Annotated in this window: 18 protein-coding genes and 1 pseudogene; 10 read left to right on the plus strand and 9 right to left on the minus strand. The window is 42.7% G+C overall.

The features are described from left to right. Positions 1 to 2 precede the first annotated feature (2 nt). Both FTT75_RS03360 and FTT75_RS03365 read right to left on the minus strand, forming a co-directional pair. A complete protein-coding gene (locus FTT75_RS03360; RefSeq protein ID WP_180185908.1) occupies positions 3 to 911 on the minus strand; it encodes a lysine exporter LysO family protein in 909 nt (302 codons plus the stop codon). A 68-nt stretch (positions 912 to 979) separates the two neighbouring features. Then, positions 980 to 2,479, minus strand: a complete 1,500-nt coding sequence (locus FTT75_RS03365) for a flavin-containing monooxygenase (RefSeq protein WP_373686573.1) — start codon at positions 2,477 to 2,479, stop codon at positions 980 to 982. A gap of 141 nt (positions 2,480 to 2,620) precedes the next feature. On the opposite strand from FTT75_RS03365, the gene FTT75_RS03370 reads away from it, so the two are divergent. The 5 genes from FTT75_RS03370 to FTT75_RS03390 all read left to right on the plus strand — a co-directional run bounded on the left by FTT75_RS03370 (position 2,621) and on the right by FTT75_RS03390 (position 9,717). After that, positions 2,621 to 3,628, plus strand: a complete 1,008-nt coding sequence (locus FTT75_RS03370) for an AraC family transcriptional regulator (RefSeq protein WP_005097302.1) — start codon at positions 2,621 to 2,623, stop codon at positions 3,626 to 3,628. A gap of 84 nt (positions 3,629 to 3,712) precedes the next feature. After that, the gene (gene zapE, locus FTT75_RS03375) at positions 3,713 to 4,858 is read left to right on the plus strand and encodes a cell division protein ZapE (protein WP_005097301.1); all 1,146 of its coding nucleotides are present in this window, start codon (positions 3,713 to 3,715) and stop codon (positions 4,856 to 4,858) included. Between the two features lie 371 nt (positions 4,859 to 5,229). Continuing rightward, a complete protein-coding gene (locus FTT75_RS03380) occupies positions 5,230 to 7,395 on the plus strand; it encodes a malate synthase G (protein ID WP_180185910.1) in 2,166 nt (721 codons plus the stop codon). Positions 7,396 to 7,522: 127 nt separating this feature from the next. Next, entirely contained in the window at positions 7,523 to 8,971 is a 1,449-nt protein-coding gene (locus FTT75_RS03385; protein ID WP_180185911.1) for an aldehyde dehydrogenase family protein, read from the plus strand. 83 nt (positions 8,972 to 9,054) lie between these two features. Further along, complete coding sequence (locus FTT75_RS03390) at positions 9,055 to 9,717, plus strand: SOS response-associated peptidase family protein (protein WP_100357939.1); 663 nt, start codon at positions 9,055 to 9,057, stop codon at positions 9,715 to 9,717. 76 nt (positions 9,718 to 9,793) lie between these two features. Here FTT75_RS03390 and FTT75_RS03395 read toward each other — a convergent pair whose 3' ends face one another. Continuing rightward, positions 9,794 to 10,258 (minus strand): MarR family winged helix-turn-helix transcriptional regulator, encoded by a 465-nt coding sequence (locus FTT75_RS03395; RefSeq protein ID WP_074383241.1) that lies wholly within the window; start codon positions 10,256 to 10,258, stop codon positions 9,794 to 9,796. Between the two features lie 738 nt (positions 10,259 to 10,996). On the opposite strand from FTT75_RS03395, the gene FTT75_RS03400 reads away from it, so the two are divergent. Further along, complete coding sequence (locus FTT75_RS03400; protein ID WP_005097293.1) at positions 10,997 to 12,520, plus strand: TerC family protein; 1,524 nt, start codon at positions 10,997 to 10,999, stop codon at positions 12,518 to 12,520. Positions 12,521 to 13,108: 588 nt separating this feature from the next. Here the strand turns inward: FTT75_RS03400 and thiM are convergent. The 3 genes from thiM to FTT75_RS03415 all read right to left on the minus strand — a co-directional run bounded on the left by thiM (position 13,109) and on the right by FTT75_RS03415 (position 15,568). After that, positions 13,109 to 13,957, minus strand: a complete 849-nt coding sequence (gene thiM / locus FTT75_RS03405) for a hydroxyethylthiazole kinase (protein ID WP_179999379.1) — start codon at positions 13,955 to 13,957, stop codon at positions 13,109 to 13,111. A gap of 32 nt (positions 13,958 to 13,989) precedes the next feature. Continuing rightward, positions 13,990 to 15,150: a hypothetical protein gene (locus FTT75_RS03410; protein WP_005170446.1), complete on the minus strand. Its 1,161-nt coding sequence runs from the start codon at positions 15,148 to 15,150 to the stop codon at positions 13,990 to 13,992. 160 nt (positions 15,151 to 15,310) lie between these two features. Next, positions 15,311 to 15,568 carry a hypothetical protein gene (locus FTT75_RS03415; RefSeq protein ID WP_005097289.1) on the minus strand — a complete coding sequence of 86 codons (258 nt, stop codon included), beginning with the start codon at positions 15,566 to 15,568 and terminating at the stop codon, positions 15,311 to 15,313. Positions 15,569 to 15,925: 357 nt separating this feature from the next. Between FTT75_RS03415 and pepN the strand changes: the two genes are divergently transcribed. Beyond that, complete coding sequence (pepN, locus tag FTT75_RS03420; RefSeq protein ID WP_180185912.1) at positions 15,926 to 18,532, plus strand: aminopeptidase N; 2,607 nt, start codon at positions 15,926 to 15,928, stop codon at positions 18,530 to 18,532. A 215-nt stretch (positions 18,533 to 18,747) separates the two neighbouring features. Then, complete coding sequence (locus FTT75_RS03425) at positions 18,748 to 18,957, plus strand: hypothetical protein (protein ID WP_004278836.1); 210 nt, start codon at positions 18,748 to 18,750, stop codon at positions 18,955 to 18,957. Between the two features lie 33 nt (positions 18,958 to 18,990). Here FTT75_RS03425 and FTT75_RS03430 read toward each other — a convergent pair whose 3' ends face one another. Both FTT75_RS03430 and FTT75_RS03435 read right to left on the minus strand, forming a co-directional pair. After that, complete coding sequence (locus FTT75_RS03430; RefSeq protein ID WP_005252208.1) at positions 18,991 to 19,437, minus strand: universal stress protein; 447 nt, start codon at positions 19,435 to 19,437, stop codon at positions 18,991 to 18,993. A 135-nt stretch (positions 19,438 to 19,572) separates the two neighbouring features. Beyond that, on the minus strand, positions 19,573 to 20,016 hold the full coding sequence (locus FTT75_RS03435; protein WP_005170452.1) for a universal stress protein: 444 nt from the start codon (positions 20,014 to 20,016) through the stop codon (positions 19,573 to 19,575). Positions 20,017 to 20,331: 315 nt separating this feature from the next. On the opposite strand from FTT75_RS03435, the gene FTT75_RS03440 reads away from it, so the two are divergent. Both FTT75_RS03440 and FTT75_RS03445 read left to right on the plus strand, forming a co-directional pair. Beyond that, entirely contained in the window at positions 20,332 to 21,282 is a 951-nt protein-coding gene (locus FTT75_RS03440; RefSeq protein ID WP_218949424.1) for an alpha/beta hydrolase, read from the plus strand. Positions 21,283 to 21,366: 84 nt separating this feature from the next. Then, positions 21,367 to 21,713 (plus strand): annotated as a pseudogene (locus FTT75_RS03445) (SMR family transporter). 59 nt (positions 21,714 to 21,772) lie between these two features. Here FTT75_RS03445 and FTT75_RS03450 read toward each other — a convergent pair. After that, positions 21,773 to 22,948, minus strand: coding sequence for a benzoate/H(+) symporter BenE family transporter (locus FTT75_RS03450; protein WP_074383234.1), 1,176 nt, complete (start codon positions 22,946 to 22,948; stop codon positions 21,773 to 21,775). Positions 22,949 to 23,021 lie beyond the last annotated feature (73 nt).

Genomic DNA, 23,021 nt, shown 5'->3' on the forward strand with positions numbered 1-23,021 from the left:
AATTAAATCGCTGCCAGTACACTCACCATGACTGGTGCTAACAGTGACAAAATAAATCCACTGACCATAGCATGCGGAATAAAATCGTGACCGCATGCCTGCTTAACCATCGGTAAAGTCACATCCATTGCAGTTGCACCTGCTGCGGAAATGGCCGATCTTGGATATCTCCAGCCCATACAATACATCAGTAAGATGGCAAAAATTTCTCTAAACAGGTCATTCATTAGTGCAATGCTGCCGAGTTCTGCATTTCGAAGCTCGGTCACGACAACGCCTGACATTGAGTAAAATCCATAGCCTTGTGACAGCATGATCAAATCTTTCAGGCCAATCTGTATGTTCCAGAATGAATACAGCATAACTGCGAATAATGAACCGAAGATACAACCGATCGGAACCAGAAGAATTTTGATATTTAACCAAGAACGATCCAGTGGCGAATAAGCCAGATCTAAACCAATGAAAAACATAAATACCAGTAACAAATGCCAGGTGCTAATGTGTAAGGACAGATCAAACAGACTCAAGCCAGCATGTAAAAAGTATCCGCCTGCGAGTGCCAAAAAAGCATAACTCATATTCACTAAGGATTTAATTACCAGATCAAGGGATACTCTGCCTGAACTGGGAAGAAAACCAGCCCACTTGAACAGCAAATAGCAAATAGCAAAAGCACCGAGTGATGTCAGAAAGGCAATGCTGATGGATGTACTCAGAATCTGTAGGGGATGCTGTAATTCATCCACAAGCTGTGAGAATTCAAAGGAAATCGCAATCAGTAACACATAGCTAAAATAAGGTAAGAGCTTGAAACAGATTTTAATCATCGATACTGGAATCCGTTTCGCCAAAGCAAAACCGAGTGCCAAACAGAGAAGAAGCTGAAAGATGAGCCAAAGCGATTGCATAAGTTTAATAGATTGAAAAAATTATCTTTAAATTATGCCATCGCTTGATGCTAGATGGTGAAAAGCTTTTAGCTAACTTTATTGAATAATCGATAATCTGCGGTATTGGGTTTCTTGGTTTTCAGCCAGTATTTCCAGGTATAAGTCGGCCATAGGGCAAAATTCTTGCCACCTTCCTGCTGATACCAGCTGACACAGCCAGATTGCCATACGGTCTGTTCAAACATATGTTGCACCTGCTGATTAAATGTATCTTGCGCCTGCTCTTTGACCATAATGGCATCGCTATGTGATTGATCGACCCGCTGCATGAGCTGCAAGATATAGTCAACTTGTGCCTCAATCATAAAAATCACAGAGTTGTGTGCCAATAGGGTATTTGGGCCCAGTAATTGAAACAGGTTTGGGAAACCTTTCATGCAAATTCCATAATAACTTTCAGCCCCCTGTTTCCAGACCTCATTGAGCTGTAGATTATCCAGCCCAGTACATTGAAAATTCTTCATATAGATGCGTGGATCGGTAATGAACCCGGTGCCATAAATCAGACAGTCAATTGGCCGCTCCTGACCATCTTGGGTAATGATGCTATTTTCAGTGAGTTCCTGAATCTTTTCAGTCACCAGTTCTACATTCCTGCGGTTAAAAGTCGGGAAATAGCTATTGGAAACCAGAATACGTTTACAACCCATGATGTAATCCGGAGTGAGTTTTTGAGCTAACTCAGGATCTTTAATCTGGTATTTGATGAACAGTTCTGCCAGTTTCTGGGTGTATTTCATGATGCCGGGTTTAACGATGGGGATGACCCGCGATTCATTTGACCAATATAAGCGGGCACGGTGCAGTTTTCGGAACCAGTCATATTTTTCAAATAGTGTCTTTTCGAGATGGTGATAGACACGTTCATCGCGAGGAATGATCCAGGCTGCAGTACGTTGCATGACATAGAGTTGTTTGCATTGTGGGGCAATTTCCGGAACATATTGAATGGCGCTGCCACCTGTGCCAATCGATGCGACATTTTTTCCATTTAAATCATAAGTATGATCCCATTGTGCAGAATGAAAGACTTTCCCTTGAAACTTCTCAATACCGGGGATAGGTGGAATCTGGGGAATGTGCAAAGGCCCTGAAGCAAATATGACAAATTGGGCCTCCAGGATACTTTGATCTTGTAACTGCAATTGCCACAGACAGCGCTCTGCCTGGTAATGCGCAGCCAGTACCTCGGTATTTAAGCGGCAGAAAGCACGCAGCTTATAATCGTTTACCAGATCCTGAATATAGGAAAATATCTCGGGTGCTTCGGCATAGCGTTTTGACCAGTTGCTTTTCGGCGCAAATGATAGGGAATATAAATGTGACTGCACATCACAGGCTGCGCCAGGGTACTGGTTGTCTCGCCAGGTTCCACCAAATTCATTGCCTTTTTCCAGCAGAATAAAATCATGGATGCCTTGCTGCTGTAAACGTATTGCCATGGCAATACCGCCAAAACCGGCGCCAATAATGGCGACTTTGGTAAAGGGTGGCGAGCGGGTGGCGCTTGTATTTTCCAGCATCATTGCATTCCTTGCTTATTTTAATAAGAGATTATTATCATCATTCACTGATAAAAGATTAGACCTAAAATTGATCTAAACGGCAATAGCAGTACACTTATTTTTATAGTACAACTAAGACTATCACATTGTATTTGTATGGTTATGAAACGTTCTGTTCTCAGTCTAATGTATTTGATTCAAGGGATGCGAAAGGCGGGCATAGACGTCGATCAGAAGCTGCAAAACATTGGACTGCGTGTCGATGCCTTTGATCCTGGCTCGATTATTCATCCGAGTTTGGAACATGATGTACTTAAGGTGGTAGGGCAGGAAATCGAAGCTGAGCAGGGATTATTGATTGGCCAGCATTATGCATTGGCAGGTTATGGTCCGTTGTTGATGTTACTGGTTACCAGTCCGACGGTACGTGATGCGCTGCATCAGGTGATCCGCTTTCAACAGTTGACGCATTTGACAGGACAATTGGGTTTGCAACAAAGCGAGCATCATAGCGCGCTGTGTTATCGACCGAAAAATCTGGAAGATGGTTTGGGTGTGTTGCTGGCACAGGCGGAGATTTCGGGAACTTTCAAGTTTATCCGTGATATTTACAAAATGATGGGCCTGTCCAAACCTGATTTACGGATCGAGTTACCATTTGCCCATCCGCAAGAGCCGAATACCTTAAAGGTCTATCATGATTATTATGGGACACAGGTTCAGTTCGATGCACCAAGTGCGGCATTCTGGTTTGATGAAGCAGTTCTGGATATTAAAATTCCGTCTGCGGATACGGTGACCTTTGCGCTGTATGAAGCCAAGTGTTTTGCTGAACTGCAACGTTTGCAACAGGATGAGCAGACACCGACAGTGGTGCAGCGCGTTCAGGATTATCTGGAAATACAAAGTGGTTTGATGCCGAGCATGGCCGAAACTGCGCAGGCGCTAAATATTCCGGAGCGAACCTTGCGGCATCAGTTACAGCAGTGTGATACCAGTTATAAACAGATTCGCGAAGATATTATTAAAGATAAGGCTTTGCGATTGATTGAATATAAACAGTATTCAATTGAAATGATTGCAGAGTTGTTGGGCTATTCCGAGCCGGCTGCTTTTAACCATGCCTTTAAACGCTGGTTTGGGCAAAGCCCTCGGCAATATGTAAAATAGCCTAAGCCTGTTTATGCCAAAGTGTTATAGTGTGTTGATTAAACTCCGCTATAATTAAATTGATCCCAAATAGTACGAAACTCTATGTCCGATTTTAATTCACAGCACAGCACCGCCTTTAGTCCGATTTCTCCTGCAGAACGTTATGCACAAGCAATATCTTCGGGACAGTTTATGCCTGATGATGCACAGGCAATGGCAGTACATGAACTGAATCGTGTCTGGCTGGAATTGATTCAGCGTTTTAAGGCCTCGAAAAAAGCCTTTCGCCGTTTTCGCCGTCAGACTTCTCCCAATGGCGTGTATATGTGGGGTGGTGTGGGTCGTGGCAAAACCTGGTTAATGGATCAGTTTTATGATTCGATTCCATTTCGCCGTAAAACCCGGATGCATTTTCACCACTTTATGCAGCATGTGCATCGTGAATTAAATAAGCTCTCTGGGCAGCGTAATCCGCTGGATCTGGTCGCGGATCAGATTTATAAAGACGCGGTGATTATCTGTTTCGATGAGTTCTTTGTATCCAATGTCACCGATGCCATGATTCTGAGTGATCTGTTCCAGAAACTATTTGAACGCGGGATTACTTTGGTTGCAACTTCGAACATTGCCCCAGATGGTTTGTATAAAAACGGGATTCATCGTGACCGTTTCCTGCCGACGATTGAACTGGTCAAGAAAAACTGTGTGGTGTTAAACGTCGATGCCGGCGTCGATTACCGTTTACGCGTATTAAAACAGGCGCAGTTATTCAAATTCCCATTAACCCATGATCATAAAAACTGGATTGCGCAACGTTTCAGCGCTTTGACTCAGACGCAAACCTGCTCTGAAGAGCCGATTATCATCAATAACCGTATTGTGGAAACTGTGTCACATACCGAAGATGTATTGTGGTGCGAGTTTTCTGAGCTGTGTCTAAAACCACGTAGCCCGGCTGACTTTATTGAAATTGCCAATATTTATAATACGGTTTTAGTCAGTAATGTGCCGCACCTGACCGATTTCCTCAATGATGGGACGCGCCGTTTTATTTATCTGGTCGATGAGTTCTATGACCGTGGTGTCAAACTGTTATTGACCTCGGAAGACAATATTATTGATATTTACCAAGGTGAAAAACTGGTCTTTGAAATTGAACGGACGCGTTCACGTTTACTGGAAATGCAGTCGGATGAATATCTGAATTCTGAACATCGTCAGATTCAGAAAACTATCTCGAGTGAGTAGGAAGCAGAATAAAAGCGCTGGTCATTGACTGGCGCTTTTTTATAAAAATAAGCAGGTAATTGATCGACAACTAGGGCCAAACATGGCTTAATCTTGATCTAAATATGATCGTGTATAACTAGAATGCATAATTTTTACTCGAAAATCTGAACTTAAGTCTAATTTCTACATTTCGAAAACTTTATACACTGTCATTAGGGTATTTAGCAGAATGATATCTCAATGCGGCTGAGCGACGTCTGATATGTTTATGAGGGTACTCATATTATGAAAAATGCTCAGTATTTAGCAATTTGATAATACTATTCAGCTAGATTTTAATCGGTATACTAGAATCTCTTGTATAAAAAGTAGCAATATCAGGAAAGACAATGACTGCACGTATTCAAAAAGGCAAGTTAGCGATTGCTAAAGAACTTTACGATTTTATCGAAAATGAAGCACTACCAGGTTCTGGTTTGGATAGTGAAACTTACTGGAAAAACTTTGAACAAGTCGTTGTTGATCTTAGCCCTAAAAATAAAGCACTTTTGGCTAAGCGTGATGCCATTCAAGCGAAAATCGATGAATGGCACCGCAATAACACATTTGAATTACAAGCTTACAAAGCTTTCTTGACTGAAATTGGCTACTTGTTACCAGAAGTAGAAGATTTTCAAATCAGCACTGAAAATGTAGACGAAGAAATTGCCGTATTGGCCGGCCCACAGCTGGTGGTACCGGTACGTAATGCACGTTACTGCCTCAACGCAGCCAACGCACGTTGGGGTTCTCTCTACGATGCACTTTATGGTTTCGACGTGATCTCTGAAGAAGATGGCGCGGAAAAAGGTAAAGGCTATAACCCGAAACGTGGTGAGAAAGTTGTCGCATTTGCGAAAAACTTCCTTGACGAAACTTTCCCATTGGCACAAGGTTCGCACGCAGACGCAACTCAATATGCAGTTGATGGCAACGCACTGGTTGTAACATTAAAAGATGGTTCTACAACGACTGTTGCGGATAGCGCTAAATTTGTTGGCTTCAATGGCGAAGCGTCAGCACCGACTGAAATCGTATTTAAAAATAACGGTCTGCACGTTATTGTGCAAATTGATGCAACGAACCCGATTGGCCAGACTGATGCCGCTGGCGTAAAAGACGTAGTTCTTGAAGCTGCGGTTACCACCATTCAGGATTTGGAAGACTCGATTGCAGCGGTTGATGCTGAAGAAAAAGTGGAAGGCTACCGTAACTGGTTAGGTCTGATGAAAGGCACTTTAGAAGAGTCCATTCAGAAGAATGGTAAAACAGTTACCCGTACACTGAATGCAGACCGTACTTTCAAAAATGTGGAAGGTGGTGAAACCAAGGTTCATGGTCGTTCATTGATGTTGCTGCGTAATGTCGGTCATTTGATGACAAACCCTGCCATTTTAGTCGATGGTGCAGAGATTTTTGAGGGTATCATGGATGCCTTGATTACACCATTGTTGTCTTTTGCCGACATCAAAGGTGAAAATACCATCAAGAACTCGCGTCAAGGTTCAATGTATATCGTTAAACCAAAAATGCATGGTCCTGAAGAAGTGGCATTTGCCGTTGAATTGTTTGAACGCGCGGAACAGGTACTGGGTTTGCCTGCAAAAACTTTAAAAATCGGGATTATGGATGAAGAGCGCCGTACTTCTGTAAACCTGAAGAACTGTATTGCACAAGCCAAAGACCGTACTATTTTCATCAATACAGGCTTCATGGACCGTACCGGTGACGAAATCCATACCTTTATGGAAGCAGGCCCATTCGTACGTAAAGGCGAAGTCAAAGGCCAGATCTGGTTCCCGGCTTATGAAAACCGTAACGTGATGATCGGTCTGCAAGCAGGTTTACGTGGCAAAGCGCAAATCGGTAAAGGCATGTGGCCAAAACCAGACATGTTGCTCGATATGTATAAAACCAAAACTGAACATCCGGAAGCAGGTGCGAGCTGTGCATGGGTGCCATCACCAACAGGTGCTGTGATTCACGCGATTCATTATCATCAGATTAATGTTGCGGATCGTCAGCAAGAGTTATTGGCAACTGAAGCCTTGTCACTAGATGACTTGTTAACGCCACCATTAGCAACAGACACCAACTGGTCTGAAGAAGAGAAAACCAAAGAACTTGAAAATAACTGTCAGGGGATCTTGGGTTATGTGGTTCGCTGGGTAGACTTAGGTGTAGGTTGTTCTAAAGTACTCGACATCAACGATGTCGGTTTAATGGAAGACCGTGCGACTCTACGTATTTCTTCACAACACGTGGCGAACTGGTTGCGTCATGGTGTGGTAAGCCGTGAGCAAGTAGAAGAAGTGATGCAGCGTATGGCGAAAATTGTAGATCAGCAAAATGCCAATGATCCGTTGTATACGCCAATGTCTGCAGACTTTGCCAACAATATTGCATTCCAGGCAGCGTCTGACCTGATCTTTAAAGGTGGTGAACAGCCATCAGGTTATACCGAGCCACTTTTACATGCAGCACGTTTAAAGTTAAAAGGTTATACAGGTGACTAATCCCGTCTAACTTAAAAAAGTCTCTTCGGAGGCTTTTTTATTGTCTAATGGTAAGCGGCTGTCTTTCTGACTAGAAATTTTTCAGCTGAACTCTTAAAGTGGAGCAAAGCTTGCGAGGAACAATAAAATGATGACGGTATATCAGGACTTAGACCAGCAGTTTATTCATGGTCAGTGGCAACATGGAACTTCAACCAAAATCATAAAAAATATCAATCCTTTTACCCAAACAGAAATTATGAGTCTTGCAGCTGCCAGCTCTGTCGATGTAGACAGTGCGTATACGGCAGCAGAACAGGCTTTTCAACAGGGTGTTTTGAATTCCATTGAAGTCCGTAAAACAGTATTGCAAAATTTAATTAATATTATTCAGCAGCGCCGTGCAGAAATCATTGACTGGCTGATTATTGAATCAGGCAGTACGCGCATTAAAGCCGGCCTTGAGATGGATGCTGCCTTGGGGATTATTCAGGAAAGTCTGGCATTTCCAGATCAGCTGAAAACTGAACAGCTCGAAAGCAAAGATCCAGTACGGAAAAGTTTGGTCTTGCGTAAACCTTTAGGCGTGATTGCAGTCATCAGTCCATGGAACTTTCCATTTCATCTGTCCTTGCGTTCAGTGGCGACAGCGATTGCCTGTGGCAATACGGTTGTCTTGAAACCAGCCAGTGATACGCCGGTGACTGGCGGTACATTAATCGGGAAATTATTTGAAGAAGCCGGTTTGTCTCCAGGTGCATTGAATATTGTTGCCGGTGCTGGCAGTGAAATCGGGGATTATTTTGTCGAGCATTCAGTGCCAAAAATGATTTCATTTACCGGCTCCACCGAAGTGGGGAAAAGTGTCGGCAGTAAAGCTCTGGCCAGTTCCAGAATCAAACGTTTGGCACTGGAACTGGGCGGCAATGCACCCTTGGTGATTCTGGATGATGCCGACCTTGATCTGGCGGTTGAACTGACCTTGATGGGGCGTTTTATGCATCAGGGACAAATTTGCATGAGTACCAATCGGGTCGTTATCGATGCATCTATTCATGATGCTTATGTGGATAAGCTTCTGGATCGAGTCAAAATGATTCCAGTGGGCGATCCGAATCTGGAAGATACCATCATCGGGCCGATCATTAATCGGAGTCAGGTCAAAAAGCATCAACAGATCATTCAGACAGGCAGCGAGCAGGGCGCACAGCTGGTATATGAGGGCGGAATTGAAGGAAATCTGGTCTATCCGCATATTTTCATTAACGTCACAGCCGATTCTGATTTAGCACAACAAGAAAGCTTCGGTCCGATTTTACCGATCTTAAAAGCACGTGATGAGGCCCATGCTTTAAATCTGGCCAATGCAACAGAGTTCGGTTTGTCCAGTGCAGTCTGTACATCAAATATCGAACGCGGCAGCACTTTTGCGGCACAACTGGATATTGGCATGACCCATATTAACGGGATCAGTGTTGCAGATCAGTCGAATGCACCCTTTGGCGGCGAGAAAAACTCAGGACTCGGACGTTTTAATGGTCGCTGGATTTTTGAGGAGTTTACCCGGACACACTGGTTGACCATACCGAATTCATGATACTCAAATCTATATCAATATTACAGGTTTGGCTCAGACATCAGGTTATAATCGAGTGGTCGAATGATTTACATTAATCCGCCATGTGTGCCAACTTTAAACCTTTAAGCTTAGAACAATTGCATAATCTGGGGTTGCCCGAAATTCCCTTTGAATATCCGGAAGAGGTCTATCCCAATTATGCTACACCGCTGTTATTTCATTCAGCTCAAGGACTGGAATGGCGGTCGGTAAATTTTGGCCTGATTCCAAAATGGGCAGAAGATAAAAGTATAGCTACCAAGACCTATAACGCCAGAAATGAAACTTTATTGCAAAAGCCAACCTTTACTGAAGCCACTGCCAAATGTCATTTTGGGGTCATTCCTGTTGCCGAGTTTTATGAGTCCAAATATTTTGACAATAAACCACAGCGTTGGGGTATAAGACGTCAAGATGGTCAGGCGACTTTTATTGCGGCAGTATATGAGATTACACGAGTACAAGGGGAAATTGTACGATCTGCCAGCATGATCACCATGGATGCCATTGACCATCCGATGATGAAAGAATTTCATGAGCCTGGAAATATCAAACGTTCGGTGATCGTAATTCCGCATGAGCGACTACAAGAATGGCTGACACTGAGTCATCCGGATATTCGGAGTTTTGTACACGGCTTTCCGGAAGAAGAGTTTGAATGTTCACATGTCCCCAAAGAAAAAATCAAAAAAGCCAGCCCACAACTGAACTTTTTTGATTCTTAGAAAGCTCCGGTGAATTATTTATTATTGAAAGTATGCCAATTCGCCAGCGTCTATTTAAAAATAAAAAGTAGGACTTTTAACGAGCCAGGTTTTTAAAAATATGACGTAAACTTTCCATGGTTTTTTCAATTTGCAAAGGCGTCAAGCCTTCAAATGACTGCTCTAGTACTATATTGGTCAGATCATTGATCTTATGTGTCATTTGCATGCCTTTTTCGGTCAAAAATACCCGGGTAATTCGTGCATCATCTTCACATGAATAAGTCTCAACCAGACCTTCATCTTTTAAGCGATAAACAATTTTAGTGGTGGTCGACATTTTAGATACGACCATCTCTGATAAGTCGGATACACTCGCACGCGGTTTGGATTTTAAGGCAAGAAGGATACGGCGGCGCGAATTGTCGACACCATATTTTTTAAGTGCGTGATCGACATTAAGTACATATTGAGCATGAACCTGAGTAACCCAATAATAGGGAAAGTTTTCTAAATTAAATTCTTCCGTACACGGTAAAAATTTTGCATATTTCTTAGTCATGAAATGTTCCTTGTATTTATTTTTCTAGGGCCCGTCCATTTTATGAAAAAGTTTATGCATGTTTCAACCTTTATTTTAAAAATGTTAAAGAGATTGCACTTTTTAGTTTTTCTTAATAGCCCCAGAAGTCGAGCAGTTCTGCATATGCGCTGATTCAGGACAGAGAATGGCCATTTTAAATCGGATGAAAGGCAATAATATTTTGTGTAAAATTAATACTTAATTGTATATTTCTGAGGCGGAATCATTTTCCGCAATCGTTTGTCATTCGACAGCATGATTCGCTTATCGGCCAAAATGCAATCACTCTGATTTTAATCAACCAGACAATTTTGCTGATGGATCTATGCAGTTATGCGGAGGAATTTCCCCATCAAAAAATTCAAGCCCTATTTTAACTGATTGCTTTTTTAATCGGTATATATTTGATGGCTGAATTTTTAGTTCACTTTAAAAGTGGTTGAGCTAATGAATGGTAATTATGCATATTTTTAATTAAAGTAAAATAATTTGTGAAGAAAAAATTAAGTTTAATGCGTTTTATACACACTGATTAATGAAAAAAGTCTAAGGAAAATCATAATCATGTAATTTTTTTATAAATTAATACATTACAAAATACTCAGTTTATGCATAATGGAATGGTCTTAAGTTACATAGGTTAAATTTAATGGATCCCTCGCCGTGCGTTGATCTTCCATCTCTATTTCTAGCTTACTCGAACGGGGTAGTTCTCTAATGGAATTTTTATTAGATCCCGGAATTTGGGTAGGTTTAATTACTCTTATTATTCTTGAAATCGTTTTAGGTATTGATAACCTAGTCTTTATTGCCATTCTGGCTGAAAAACTTCCTCCTGAACAACGTGATAAAGCTCGTGTCATCGGTCTTTCACTCGCATTATTGATGCGTCTGGGCCTGTTGTTTGCCATTGCTTGGCTGGTCACTTTGACTCAGCCGCTGATCACCCTGTTTGACTGGACCTTCTCTGGTCGGGACTTGATCTTGTTATTTGGTGGCTTGTTCTTGGTGTATAAAGCCGTCACAGAGTTACATGAAAAGATAGAAGGTAAGCCTGAAGTCAAATTGACCACTAAGGTGGTTTATGCAAGTTTCACTGCTGTTGTTGCCCAAATTGTGGTTTTAGATGCTGTATTTTCTTTAGATTCAGTGATTACTGCAATTGGTATGGTCGACAATATTTACGTCATGATGGCTGCAATGATTGTTGCGATGGGTGTAATGCTACTGGCATCGAAACCATTGACCAGTTTTGTAAACCGTCATCCAACTGTGGTGATTCTGTGTCTAAGCTTCCTGCTTTTGATTGGTATCAGTCTGATTGCAGAAGGTTTTGGTTTCCATATTCCAAAAGGCTATATCTATTCAGGTATTGGTGTCGCGATCTTGATCGAAGCGTTCAACCAGTTCGGCCAGCGTAATGCAGCAAAGCATGAATCTAAGATTCCTTTGCGTCATCGTACGGCTGATTCCATTTTGAAGTTAATGGGCGGCAAGCTGGAAACCACTGATACTGACAAAAATGAAGCTCAAGAAGCCTTTGCAGATGAAGAACGTTACATGATTGGCGGGGTATTGACCCTTGCAGAGCGTTCAGTCGCTTCGATCATGACACCGCGCAGTCAGATTTCATGGGTCGATCTAGAGGATAGCCCGGAACAGATCCGTGAAAGAATTCTATCTGTTCCCCACAGCCTGTTTCCGGTATGTCGTGGCAGCCTGGATAAGGTGATTAGCATCGTACGTGCCAAGGAATTACTGGATGTGCTGGAAGAACCGGAAGAGTTAAAAGCCCTGATCAAACGCCATCGTCCAATTTATATCTTTGAAAAGATGAAAGTTATTGATGCGATCAATACTTTGCGTACCTCTAAAGGCTCTTTGGTCTTGGTGAGCGACGAGTTTGGTAATGTACAGGGTCTGATCTCACCACTAGATGTATTTGAAGCCATTGCCGGTGAGTTCCCGGATGCAGACGAACAACTTGATTTGGTCAGAATTGACGATTCCCACTGGATCGCTTCAGGTATGCTGGATCTGTATCAGCTTGAGCTTGAACTCGGCATGATTGATCTGATTGATGAAGATGCTGGTTATATCAGTGTTGCGGGTCTGATTCTGGATAAAACCAACAGTGTGGTCGAAGTCGGTACTGAATTGGATTATCAAGGTGTACAGTTCAAAGTCACTGAAATTGAAAGCAATCGTATCAAATCAGTTAGTATTCATTACGCGGCTTAAACGCTTGTTTTAAACACTTGCTTTGTTCAAATCTTGAAGGTCAGTTGCTCTAGTGGCAGCTGACTTTTTTTAATGCATCTTTTCTCAAATGTCCTTATTAAAAACAAAGTGAGGTCATTGTTCAGACAGATTTTTTATCATTCGATGCAGACTATCACTCAAGTTGGATATTGAGCTGAATGGCCTGATATTGCACTAGAGTTTTAAGTCCAATAGTCAGGTTCGTAATGCAGCATAAGCAGAATCACATACTGGATATTGATCAATAGAGCCTGTTAATTAAAGCTTAAAAGTAACATTCAAATCCTGCTGGATAATTAAATTATAATTCATATGATTTCAGTTGGATCATGCAAAAACAGATCAAACAAAATTTTGATCTCTTTGGCGGAAATCGGTAGATAAATTACATTAAGTTATATGAAGCCTGTTCAGTTAACCACCGATTATGCTCAAAATAGTTTCAGCGTAGGATTCAGAAACAACCTATCTCTTCAGAAATTAGTAGAAAATGTGAGCGATGTACAGCTAAAAGTGGGGTGTCAGGTCTATGCAAACCTGCAAACATCCCTTAAAGCTGTTAGCAAACTAAACTGCTCCCGGCAAAATTTGAAAGTTGGCGTATTGTCGGATGCTTTCAGTATTAAGTTGATGGACTTCATCCAAAAAAGCCACATTAAAACTGCCAAGCTGTGGCGCACGTTCAAAAGCCCGTTGACCTGCAATTGCAAAATGCACATGTGCAGCGAGTGCTGCGATTGCGGGAGAACTTACAGCACTATAGGCTGCAATCAGTGCACCAAGTGCACAACCGGTGGCCGTGACTCGCGGTTGTAAATATGATCCGCCTGATACCTGTATTACCGGATAATCTCTGGAAATGATGTAATCAGATTCACCGGAAATCGCGACACAGTCACAATGCGCCAATAAGCTTTGTGCCTGTAAATAAACATCGGCACTATTGATGGTACTGTCCACACCTTTGGATTCGATCCGCTTGCCGGCCAAAGCACCAATTTCAGAGGCATTGCCCCGTAAAATTGTCGGATGGGAATTGAGTAACTGATCTACCGTATTCGAGCGCCAATGCAGTACCGTTCCATAACCAACCGGATCCAGTACCCACGGTTTTTTCAGACGATGTGCCGTTTCCGCAGCAATGTGCATGGCCTGTACTTGTTCGGTGGTCGGTGTACCCAGATTGAGATTGATCGCAGCTGCAATTTTGGCAAAGCTTTCGGCCTCAAAAGGATTATCGATCATGGCGGGGGAAGCATTGGCAGCCAGCACCACATTGGCTACATAATTACTGGCCACGGCATTGGTCATGATATGCACCAATGGCTGATGTTGCTGTAACTTTAACCATGCCTCGCAGATTTGATCCAGAAGCGTGTGCTGTAGTGCTTGCGTAGAAGTATTCATAATGATCATCTGTCAAAAAGTAATCTAAGTCGTATCTTCGCTCAGCGGGTAAAATAATGGTCCTGATGCTTACAGCTACGGCAGAACAGGCTGACATAGTCACTGGCATCATAATCCACCGAAAGTTCCTGTGAACCGCAGTGCATACAACGTTTCTGCGAATAAAATTTCAGGCGCGGTTCAATTTTATGCCATGAGCGCCAGACCGGCTGAAAGAAAATATTCTCATCATAACCCAGGAAGCGATAAAACAGGATTTCACTCATCTTGCTGAAGGCCAGTTGTGGCGGGCGTGGCAGGGTAGAGGTTTCCCATTTTTCCGTGACAGAACGTTCCCGATACTGTTGTAAGGTTTTTTTCAGCAGATTGGTATTAATAAAATTTTCATTGCGTGGTTTAAGCGCTTTTTGCTTATATAGATATTCCAGTGCGGTCTGTACCAGATAATAAATCTGTCCCACTGCCAAGACATCTAAAAGGCGATAGCAAAAGGTCTGAAAGCTCTGATTTCCGGCAATCTGCACATTCCAGCTACGACAGTAAAATTGCGCAAACTGAATGATCTCCTCATATAGCAGACAATACAGGGCATCTTTGACTTCATCTGCACTTTTAAAGGGCACACCTTGACTCAGGTTCTGATAAAACCAGTTGCGTAGTTGCTGGGTAATGCTGAACAGGCTCGGTTCAGAATAGCCATCCAGACGTACATTAATATAATAGTGCTGATTTTCCTGTTGCACATCTTTGGGAATTAAAATCTGTTCTCTGAGCATATTTTTGACCAGACCATGTTGAAACAGATAGTTCGGACTGATGGAAAAATAGCGAATTTGATGCCAGTCGATATATTCGCGGTGCTGGCTATATTCCTGTACTTGTTCATCTAAAATCGAAAGTAGAAACAGTTTATTGATAAAACTGAGCTGATTGAGCTCAGGAACCGGCCGGTCCTGTTTTTTATGATAGAGACGATTTTCCTGTAAACGGACTTCCTTGAGCATGCGTTTACGTTGGGCCAGACACTGTGCGCAATAACAATTATTTTTTTGATCCGGATGAAGCTGATGCTGGCAATGGCTGCATTCATGGTAACTCATCTCCTGATCATACTGTTCCGCCTCAATCCAATACATCGATGCCTTACATAGCGGGCAGTGGGTGCTTTCATCAAGCTGTTTTTGCAGAACACTGAATACCATGGGCGCGAGCAACTTTAGAATGGACGGGCATTTGATTATACACCGCTGATGCGAAGCAAATGTAGTTGACTGATGCTATTTTACGTCAGCAAAAAATATACGCGCACATGAAAAGAGCTACCGAAGTAGCTCTGATCTTAAAAACATGAAATGACGGGTTTTAGACTGGGCATGGTAAGGTTTCGTCTTGTTGTCCGCGATGTTTGGCGTGAATTAAGGCTTGAACTTTTTTAGATGGAACTTTCTTGGTACCGAGGGCATCGTAGCTGTTGAGAATGGCAGTCACTTCATGTGCCTGAAGAGGAATACCTTCACAGCTCATCAAGAGTGCAATGACTTTATGGTCAATATTGGCCTGATCCAGTGTTTGCAGGGTTTTGATATTTTCCATTCGTACAATATGTTTTTTTAAGTACATGGCTCACCTCATGGTTATCATTATTCTTTAATTTTAAGGGCGGGGAAATACAGCTTAACTCTAGCAAGAAGTGTGCTTATTTTTTAATCTGTATTTGTGAAGTGTAATTTGGATATCAATATATATCTTTAAATCAAATATTTATAATAATGTAAGAAATTATGATTCTGGCTGTTTATTTGGCATAGATATTTCTTAAGCTTAATCGAATGCTGCACAATTAGGCAAAATGCATTGAAAGTGGTGCGTACAATGCCCATATTAGAGCGAACAATACAAATGCACAGACAGCGTTTAAAACTTGGCGTATGATTTTGACATGAACAATGTCGAATAAGATAAAGATTAGGACAGGACATGAATATTGCGGCAAACCCGGTGATCGAAGCGGATCAAACCATTTATTTAAAAGACTACCAAAAACCCTCCTTTATCGTCGATTCTATCGAGCTGAATATTCAGGTCTATGCGGATCATACGCTGGTCAGCAGCAAACTGCAGATGCAGCGCCAAACTGCCGGTGATCTGGTCTTGCTCGGACGAGATCTGGAACTGCAATCGATTCAGTTAAATGGTCAACAACTCAATGCCAGTGATTACAACCTGGATGCTGAGCAACTGCTGATTGCCAATGCACCTGATCAGGTATTGCTTGAAATCGTGGTGAAAATTCATCCGGAAAGCAATACTATGCTGGAAGGTCTGTATCAGGCCAGTTCAGATCTGTTTGTAACCCAAAATGAGCCAGAAGGTTTCCGTAAAATTACCTTCTATCCAGACCGTCCGGATGTGTTGTCGGTCTTTACCACACGTGTCGAAGCAGACAAGAAATATCCTGTTTTACTCGCCAATGGTAACCTGCTGGAAACTGGTGAAGTTGATGCCAACCGTCATTACGCCATCTGGCAGGACCCGACCAAAAAGCCAAGTTATCTCTTTGCCTGTGTCATTGGTGATCTGGCGGTGATGAAAGATTCCTATGTTACGTCAGAAGGCCGCAATGTGGCACTGGAAATCTATGCAGAAGAAAAAGATATTCCAAAATGCAAGATTGCCATGGAAGCGCTAAAACATTCCATGCGTTGGGATGAGGAGCATTATGGTCTGCCTTATGATCTGGATAACTACATGATCGTGGCGACCAGTGCATTTAATATGGGTGCCATGGAAAACAAAGGGCTGAATATCTTCAATACCTCATGTGTGCTCGCCGATGAAGAATTTACCACTGATGCTGCGATCATGCGGGTACAGTCGGTGATTGCCCATGAATATTTTCATAACTGGACTGGTAACCGGATTACCTGCCGTGACTGGTTCCAGCTCTGCTTGAAAGAAGGCTTGACCGTGTTCCGTGACCAGTCTTTCTCGGAAGATTTACAGTCGGCTGCGGTACAGCGTATTGATGATGTGGCGGTTCTGAAGGCACATCAGTTCCCGGAAGATTCTGGCCCGCTATCCCATCCACCACGCCCGGATCATTTTGTCGAAATTAACAACTTCTATACCGCAACCGTGTATGAAAAAGGGGCGGAAATTAACCGCATGATGGCGACCTTGCTGGGCAAGGAAAAATTCCGCCAAGGTACCGATGAGTATTTCCGCCGTCATGATGGTCAGGCGGTAACGGTGGAAGACTGGGTGGCCGCGCTCACCGCAGGTTCAGGGGTGGATCTATCCAACTTCCTGACCTGGTATAACCAGCCGGGTACACCGAAACTTGAAGTAAAAGCCGAATATGATATTGAAATGCAAACTTATCGTCTTAGCTTGAAGCAAAGCCTGAAAACCCATGCCAAATATCCGAATCTGAAAGCGGTACCTATTCCAGTGGCTTTGGCGCTGTTTGATGCCGAAACCGGTGAGCAGTTAAAGTTGAACTCTGAAGCACTCTTTGAAAATGGCGTGAAAGATGGGGTGTATCTGTTTGATCAGGAACAAGCCACGATTGAATTTAGCGGCATAAGCAGCAAACCGGTGGTGTCCTTGTTGCGTAATTTTTCTGCGCCAGTCAATCTGGACTTTGACTATTCAGAACAAGAATTGGCCTTCCTGCTGCAATATGAGACCAATGGTTTTAACCAGTGGCAAGCCACTCAAACGTTATTAGAGCGTATCTTGCTAGATGATCAGCCTGCGGATATTTATATCGCGGCGATGTTGAATACCTTGCCGGGTGTGATTGAAAAAGATCCGCTGTTGGCATCACGTCTGTTTGATGTACCGTCTGAAGGTTATTTGGGCAGCCGTATTGATCAGGACTATAATCCGGTTCTGATTCAGGAAAAGCGTGAGGCTTTGCTGCATACTTTGGCACGTGCCTTTGGTGAAACAGCGAAAGAAACTTATCTCAATCTGGATCCTGATCTGCAATCTGAATTCTCGCAAGCGATGGGTGTGCGTGCTTTAAGAAATATCATGCTCACGATGATGGCTCGTCAGGGAGATGCATTTGCCTTTGATTTAGCCTATGAGCAATATCACACGGGGAATATGTCTGAACGTTTGGGTGCACTGAAAGTCTTGGTCTGGAATGATGCACCACAAGCACAAGAAGCTCTAGCCGATTTCTACAGCCGCTTTGAAGATGAAGCCTTGTCTTTAGACCAATGGTTTATGGTTCAGGCAGCCCATCCAAAAGCAACGGACGAAACCATTGCGTATCTGACCCAGCATCCAGATTATGATCTGGCGGTGCCTAACCGTATTCGTGCAGTCAGTGGTGGTTTGAATGCCAACCCAGTCAATACCTGGAGCTTTGGCGTACAGCATTTTATTGGTCTGGCGAAATATCTGGACGAGAAAAACCCGATTGTAGGCTCACGTTTGCTACAGGTATTGTCACGCTGGTATACCTTGGCAGAACCGCAACGCAGTGAAGTGAAAGCACAGCTTGAAACCTTAAAACCACTGGTTAAATCTAAAAACGTGTCTGAGACACTCAATAGTATGCTCAGCGTATAACATCAATATTCATAAAAAACCGGATCGACCTGATCCGGTTTTTTATTTCCTGTTTATTTCAAACGCTGGCTTTAAATACAGTTGAATTTCTCTAAAGGCTTAGGTAAGTACCAAAGGGTGTTACAGTATGATTATACGGAAAAGAGTATTTATTTATTAAGCTGTAAGCTAGGTAAAGGGATCTACAGATTCGCTTACTAGAGGTTGTCCAAGATATGTTAGTGAAAATTGAAGATGGTTTTTATTTAAATAGCCAGCATATTATTGCCGTACATGTCAGCAAGAATCCTGAAAATGGCTTACTTGAAATCTCCATTCAATATACGCCGCATTCCATTCAGCAGGTCGGAGAATACAAAAAAGTATTTCAAAGTCAGCTTGATGCTGAAATTTTCTTAAGTGAATTAAATCAAAAACTTCGCTAAAAGCCTGTATCATACAGGCTTTGATCAAGCATCCTATTGTCTGACGATGAGTACTGGAATAGAGGAAAGTGCCAGAACATTCTGAGCGACACTGCCCAGCATGAGTTTTTGCAAACCTTTACGGCCATGTGAACCCATAATAATGACATCAGTCGGTGATTCATTTGCAGCCTGTAAGATTCCTTCTGAAGGTGCCATACCATGCAGGATTTTTGTCGTGACCTGTATGCCTTCACGAACAAAGCTCTGTTTCAGGTCATTTAAGCGATCAAGCGCATTTTGTTCTGCATGCATAAAGTAATCTGTGACTGCTGGAGCAACTTTATAAAAATCTACGCCCTTAAAAGGGTCAACCGCAATGACACTGAGTAAGGTGACATGGCTATGAAATACTTTGGCCAGTTCGAGGGCATGTTCTGCGGCAGCATAGGAAATCGAGGACTCATCGAGTGCTACGAGAAGATGATCATAATTATTCATGGTGCTTCCTGATATTTATTATTGCAGTAAGGAAAATAGGATTTGGGTGGGTGAATCTCCATAACGTACGGTTTGGTTTGAAATCAAATATAGAAAACCGGGTAATGCGCACCTTGAAGATGCGCAAAGCTTTGATTATTTTTTCACGATCAGAACCGGAATTTCACTGGCACCTAAAACATCCTGTGCAAAGCTGCCCAGAATCATTTTCTGGAAGCCTTTACGGCCATGAGAACCCATAACAATCAGGTCTGCTTTTACTTCATCAGCAGTTTTGGCAATGTGCTCGGCATTGACCAGACCCGTGACGATCCGTGACTGAGCTTCAATACCTTCAGTCGCTGCAATCGCAGTGGCTTCTTTCAGGGCATTTTTGGCATTGGCATGCGCCTGTACAAAATATTCCTTCATGATAGATGAGCTGTAATAGAAATCAGCTTCAGTAAAAGGATCTTCTGCAATCAGGCTGATCAGGGAAAGCTGGCCACCAAATGCTTTGGCAATTTTTGCAGCATGTCGTACTGCGGAAAAAGAAATTTCTGAGCCGTCTACCGGAACTAAAATATGCTGATAGGCCATGATTTTTTTACTCCAAATGTTTATTGTTCGCTTCTGATTCATTGATAGCACAGTGACTCTACAGGTGCAATTGCAAAACCTAAAAAAATGAAAAAACTCATTAAATTACAACTATTATTCACATAAAACTGTAAAGAAATGGGCAAATAAATCCGAGCAAAAAACTGGGGATTTTCACCTCTGCTGCCAGAACGAACTGGATTAAGTTTTTGGTTTTTGAGCATTTCAGTTAAACTGCCTGCGCTTGATTTTTATCAATATAGGGAAATTGAAATTGTGAGATATATCGCGGTAAATCTTGTGCTGGTCAGCTCGATGATGTTAGCGGGCTGTCAGAATACCGTACAAAATAGCAGGCTAATTGCCAGTGCCTTCAATATGACTACGGGCCTACAACAAAAAGTGATGGATCGTTATGCCCCTAAAACTGTTCGGGTACAAAACAATATTGTGTACCAGCCGCTACAAGATTTAAGCTTCGATCTGTATCAACCGCAAAATATTCAGAATCTAGGCCCGAGACCGACCATTGTCTGGATTCATGGCGGTGGCTGGATTTCAGGTTCCAAGGCACATGCCCGCGGCTATTTTAAGCTATTGGCGGCGCAAGGCTATAACGTGATTTCTGTACAATATCAGTTTGCGCCGCAGGTGACTTATCCGAGTCAACTTCAGCAAATTAATCAGGCATTGGCATTTATCAACACGCATGCCGAGAACTATCACATTGATGCAGCACAACTGTATTTAGCCGGAGATTCTGCCGGTGCCAATCTGGCCAGTCATTATGCCGCGTTGTTGACCAATCCAGAGTTTTCACAACAATCCAATTTCAGTCCAAATATTCAGCCAATGCAGCTCAAAGGCTTGATTTTGCATTGTGGTATTTACGATCTACAGGCCTTTGTGCAAAAAGCACCGGATGAAATCAAAATGGTCGAATGGGGCGTTTATAATCTGGTACAGGCTTATACGGGCGACCAGAAAGATGATGTCGAATTTTTAAAGCAGATTTCCCCGATCCAGCATATTTCAAATGCTTATCCGCCGGTGTTCATCAGTGGCGGTAATAAAGATTTTTTGACCGATACTCAATCCTTACCTTTTGTAGAGACACTCAAGGCCCGGAATATTGCAGTGACCGAGGTATTTTATCCGGAATCTAAGGCCTGGCTGATTCATGAATACCAGTTTTTTATGGGCAAAAAAGAGAGTCAGCAAACCTTTATTCGCACCCTTGATTTTCTGCACCAGCATTCATTGTAAAATAAGCATTATTTAAAGTTTAATTTTCTATTTTAATTGGCTTGTTATTCAAAGCATGAATACTGAAATTTTGGAGATGGAAAAATGAATCCTGTATCGTGGGCCTACCTGTTACTGGCACTGGCGATTGTCGCCGAAGTCACAGGCTCTACATTTTTAGTAAAATCTGAAGGCTTTAGCAAATTATGGCCGTCTTTGGCAGTCGTGGTTTTATTCTGTATTGCATTTTATTTATTGTCCCAAGTGATTAAAGTCATTCCATTGGGAATCGCTTATGCCATCTGGGCCGGTGTGGGAATTGTTCTGACTGCATTGTGGGCTATGTACTTTTCAAGCAGACGCTCGATGTGCCTGCACTTATTGGCATTGCACTGATTATTTCCGGTGCACTCGTCATCAACCTTTTTTCCCAGACCGCAGGACATTCATAAAAGGCAGACATGATCGCTGCCCTTATTTGTCATTTTATTCTAATGATCAGTCATCAATTTTAAGTGACTTGAGGCTTGAGCTTAAATAGAAAATAAACCATTAATCCCAGTAGTAAGCCCCAAAAGGCTGAACCAATCCCGAAAAACTGAATATTGGATGCACTGAATAAAAAGGTCATCAGAGCCGCTTCACGTTCATGGCTTTGCTGAAAAGCCAGCGCGATGTTATGCCCAATGGTGCCGAATAAGGCAATTCCGGCCAGAATGGTAATCAGGATTGCTGGAAATGCCATCAGGACACTGGTCAAGGTCGCTGCAAATAGTCCCATCAAAATATAAAACAGCCCACAACTCATGCCTGCAATATAGCGTTTCTGTGGGTCGGGATGAGCTTGAGTATCCAGACTCACTGCCGCACTGATCGCAGCAAGATTGACACTAAAGCAGCCAAAAGGTGCCAGTATCGCCTGACTTATACCGGTCCAGCCTAAAATACCGTTTACCTTGGGTGGATAGCCATAGCTTTTAATTACTGCCAGTCCGGGTAGATATTGCGAAGCCAGATTGATCACCAACAGTGGTAAAGCCAGCCCTAGAACAGCTTGTAGACTAAATTCAGGTTGGATCCAGACCGGCTGGGCCATACTCCAGTTTAAACTCGGGATTGTAAAATCGATAAAGAAAGGGCAGAGCGCAATTGCGGTAAATACGGTAATCACGATGCTATAGCGTGTGCTGATTTTTTTTGAGATCAGATAAATGGCCAGGACACTGAGTACAAATTTCCAGGACTGTTGCAGGCTACCAAATACTGAAATACCAAATTTTAGCAATACTCCAGCCAGCATGGCACTGGTTAAACTTTGTGGAATAAAATGAAAAATACGCTCAAAAATTCCTAAGAATCCCAGCGCAGCAGTCAACAGTCCACAAATCAGAAACGCACCAATCGCTTCACCGAGGCTGTAATGACCCGCAGACGCAATGATCAAAGCTAGTCCCGCCGTTGACCAGGCAGTAGAAACAGGATACTGATATTTCCAGGACAGCCACACACCAGAGATACCTATGCCGATTCCCAGTGCCCATAACCAGGAACTGATTTGTGCCGCATTGGCGCCTAAGCTTTGTGCAGCTTCAATCACCAGTACAGCAGAAACACTAATGCCAATCAGGCAGGTAATCAGGCCGGCAATGACCGCAGTAAGAGACAGATCTTGTAATAGTTTTGGCATCGTCCATGACACAATTTTAAAAAGCGTTTAAATCATACGCTTTTCACGTATTTAGACAATATCTGTTTCAAGC

Source organism: Acinetobacter sp. YH01008 (genome assembly GCF_013420435.1).
Classification (GTDB): Bacteria; Pseudomonadota; Gammaproteobacteria; order Pseudomonadales; family Moraxellaceae; genus Acinetobacter; species Acinetobacter pseudolwoffii.

Bases quoted from the DNA above. Each gene is read 5' to 3' on its own strand.
- FTT75_RS03360 (WP_180185908.1), bottom strand. From the start codon at position 911: ATGCAATCGCTTTGGCTCATCTTTCAGCTTCTTCTCTGTTTGGCACTC.
- FTT75_RS03365 (WP_373686573.1), bottom strand. From the start codon at position 2,479: ATGATGCTGGAAAATACAAGCGCCACCCGCTCGCCACCCTTTACCAAA.
- FTT75_RS03370 (WP_005097302.1), top strand. From the start codon at position 2,621: ATGAAACGTTCTGTTCTCAGTCTAATGTATTTGATTCAAGGGATGCGA.
- zapE (WP_005097301.1), top strand. From the start codon at position 3,713: ATGTCCGATTTTAATTCACAGCACAGCACCGCCTTTAGTCCGATTTCT.
- FTT75_RS03380 (WP_180185910.1), top strand. From the start codon at position 5,230: ATGACTGCACGTATTCAAAAAGGCAAGTTAGCGATTGCTAAAGAACTT.
- FTT75_RS03385 (WP_180185911.1), top strand. From the start codon at position 7,523: ATGATGACGGTATATCAGGACTTAGACCAGCAGTTTATTCATGGTCAG.
- FTT75_RS03390 (WP_100357939.1), top strand. From the start codon at position 9,055: ATGTGTGCCAACTTTAAACCTTTAAGCTTAGAACAATTGCATAATCTG.
- FTT75_RS03395 (WP_074383241.1), bottom strand. From the start codon at position 10,258: ATGACTAAGAAATATGCAAAATTTTTACCGTGTACGGAAGAATTTAAT.
- FTT75_RS03400 (WP_005097293.1), top strand. From the start codon at position 10,997: ATGGAATTTTTATTAGATCCCGGAATTTGGGTAGGTTTAATTACTCTT.
- thiM (WP_179999379.1), bottom strand. From the start codon at position 13,957: ATGATCATTATGAATACTTCTACGCAAGCACTACAGCACACGCTTCTG.
- FTT75_RS03410 (WP_005170446.1), bottom strand. From the start codon at position 15,150: ATGGTATTCAGTGTTCTGCAAAAACAGCTTGATGAAAGCACCCACTGC.
- FTT75_RS03415 (WP_005097289.1), bottom strand. From the start codon at position 15,568: ATGTACTTAAAAAAACATATTGTACGAATGGAAAATATCAAAACCCTG.
- pepN (WP_180185912.1), top strand. From the start codon at position 15,926: ATGAATATTGCGGCAAACCCGGTGATCGAAGCGGATCAAACCATTTAT.
- FTT75_RS03425 (WP_004278836.1), top strand. From the start codon at position 18,748: ATGTTAGTGAAAATTGAAGATGGTTTTTATTTAAATAGCCAGCATATT.
- FTT75_RS03430 (WP_005252208.1), bottom strand. From the start codon at position 19,437: ATGAATAATTATGATCATCTTCTCGTAGCACTCGATGAGTCCTCGATT.
- FTT75_RS03435 (WP_005170452.1), bottom strand. From the start codon at position 20,016: ATGGCCTATCAGCATATTTTAGTTCCGGTAGACGGCTCAGAAATTTCT.
- FTT75_RS03440 (WP_218949424.1), top strand. From the start codon at position 20,332: ATGATGTTAGCGGGCTGTCAGAATACCGTACAAAATAGCAGGCTAATT.
- FTT75_RS03450 (WP_074383234.1), bottom strand. From the start codon at position 22,948: ATGCCAAAACTATTACAAGATCTGTCTCTTACTGCGGTCATTGCCGGC.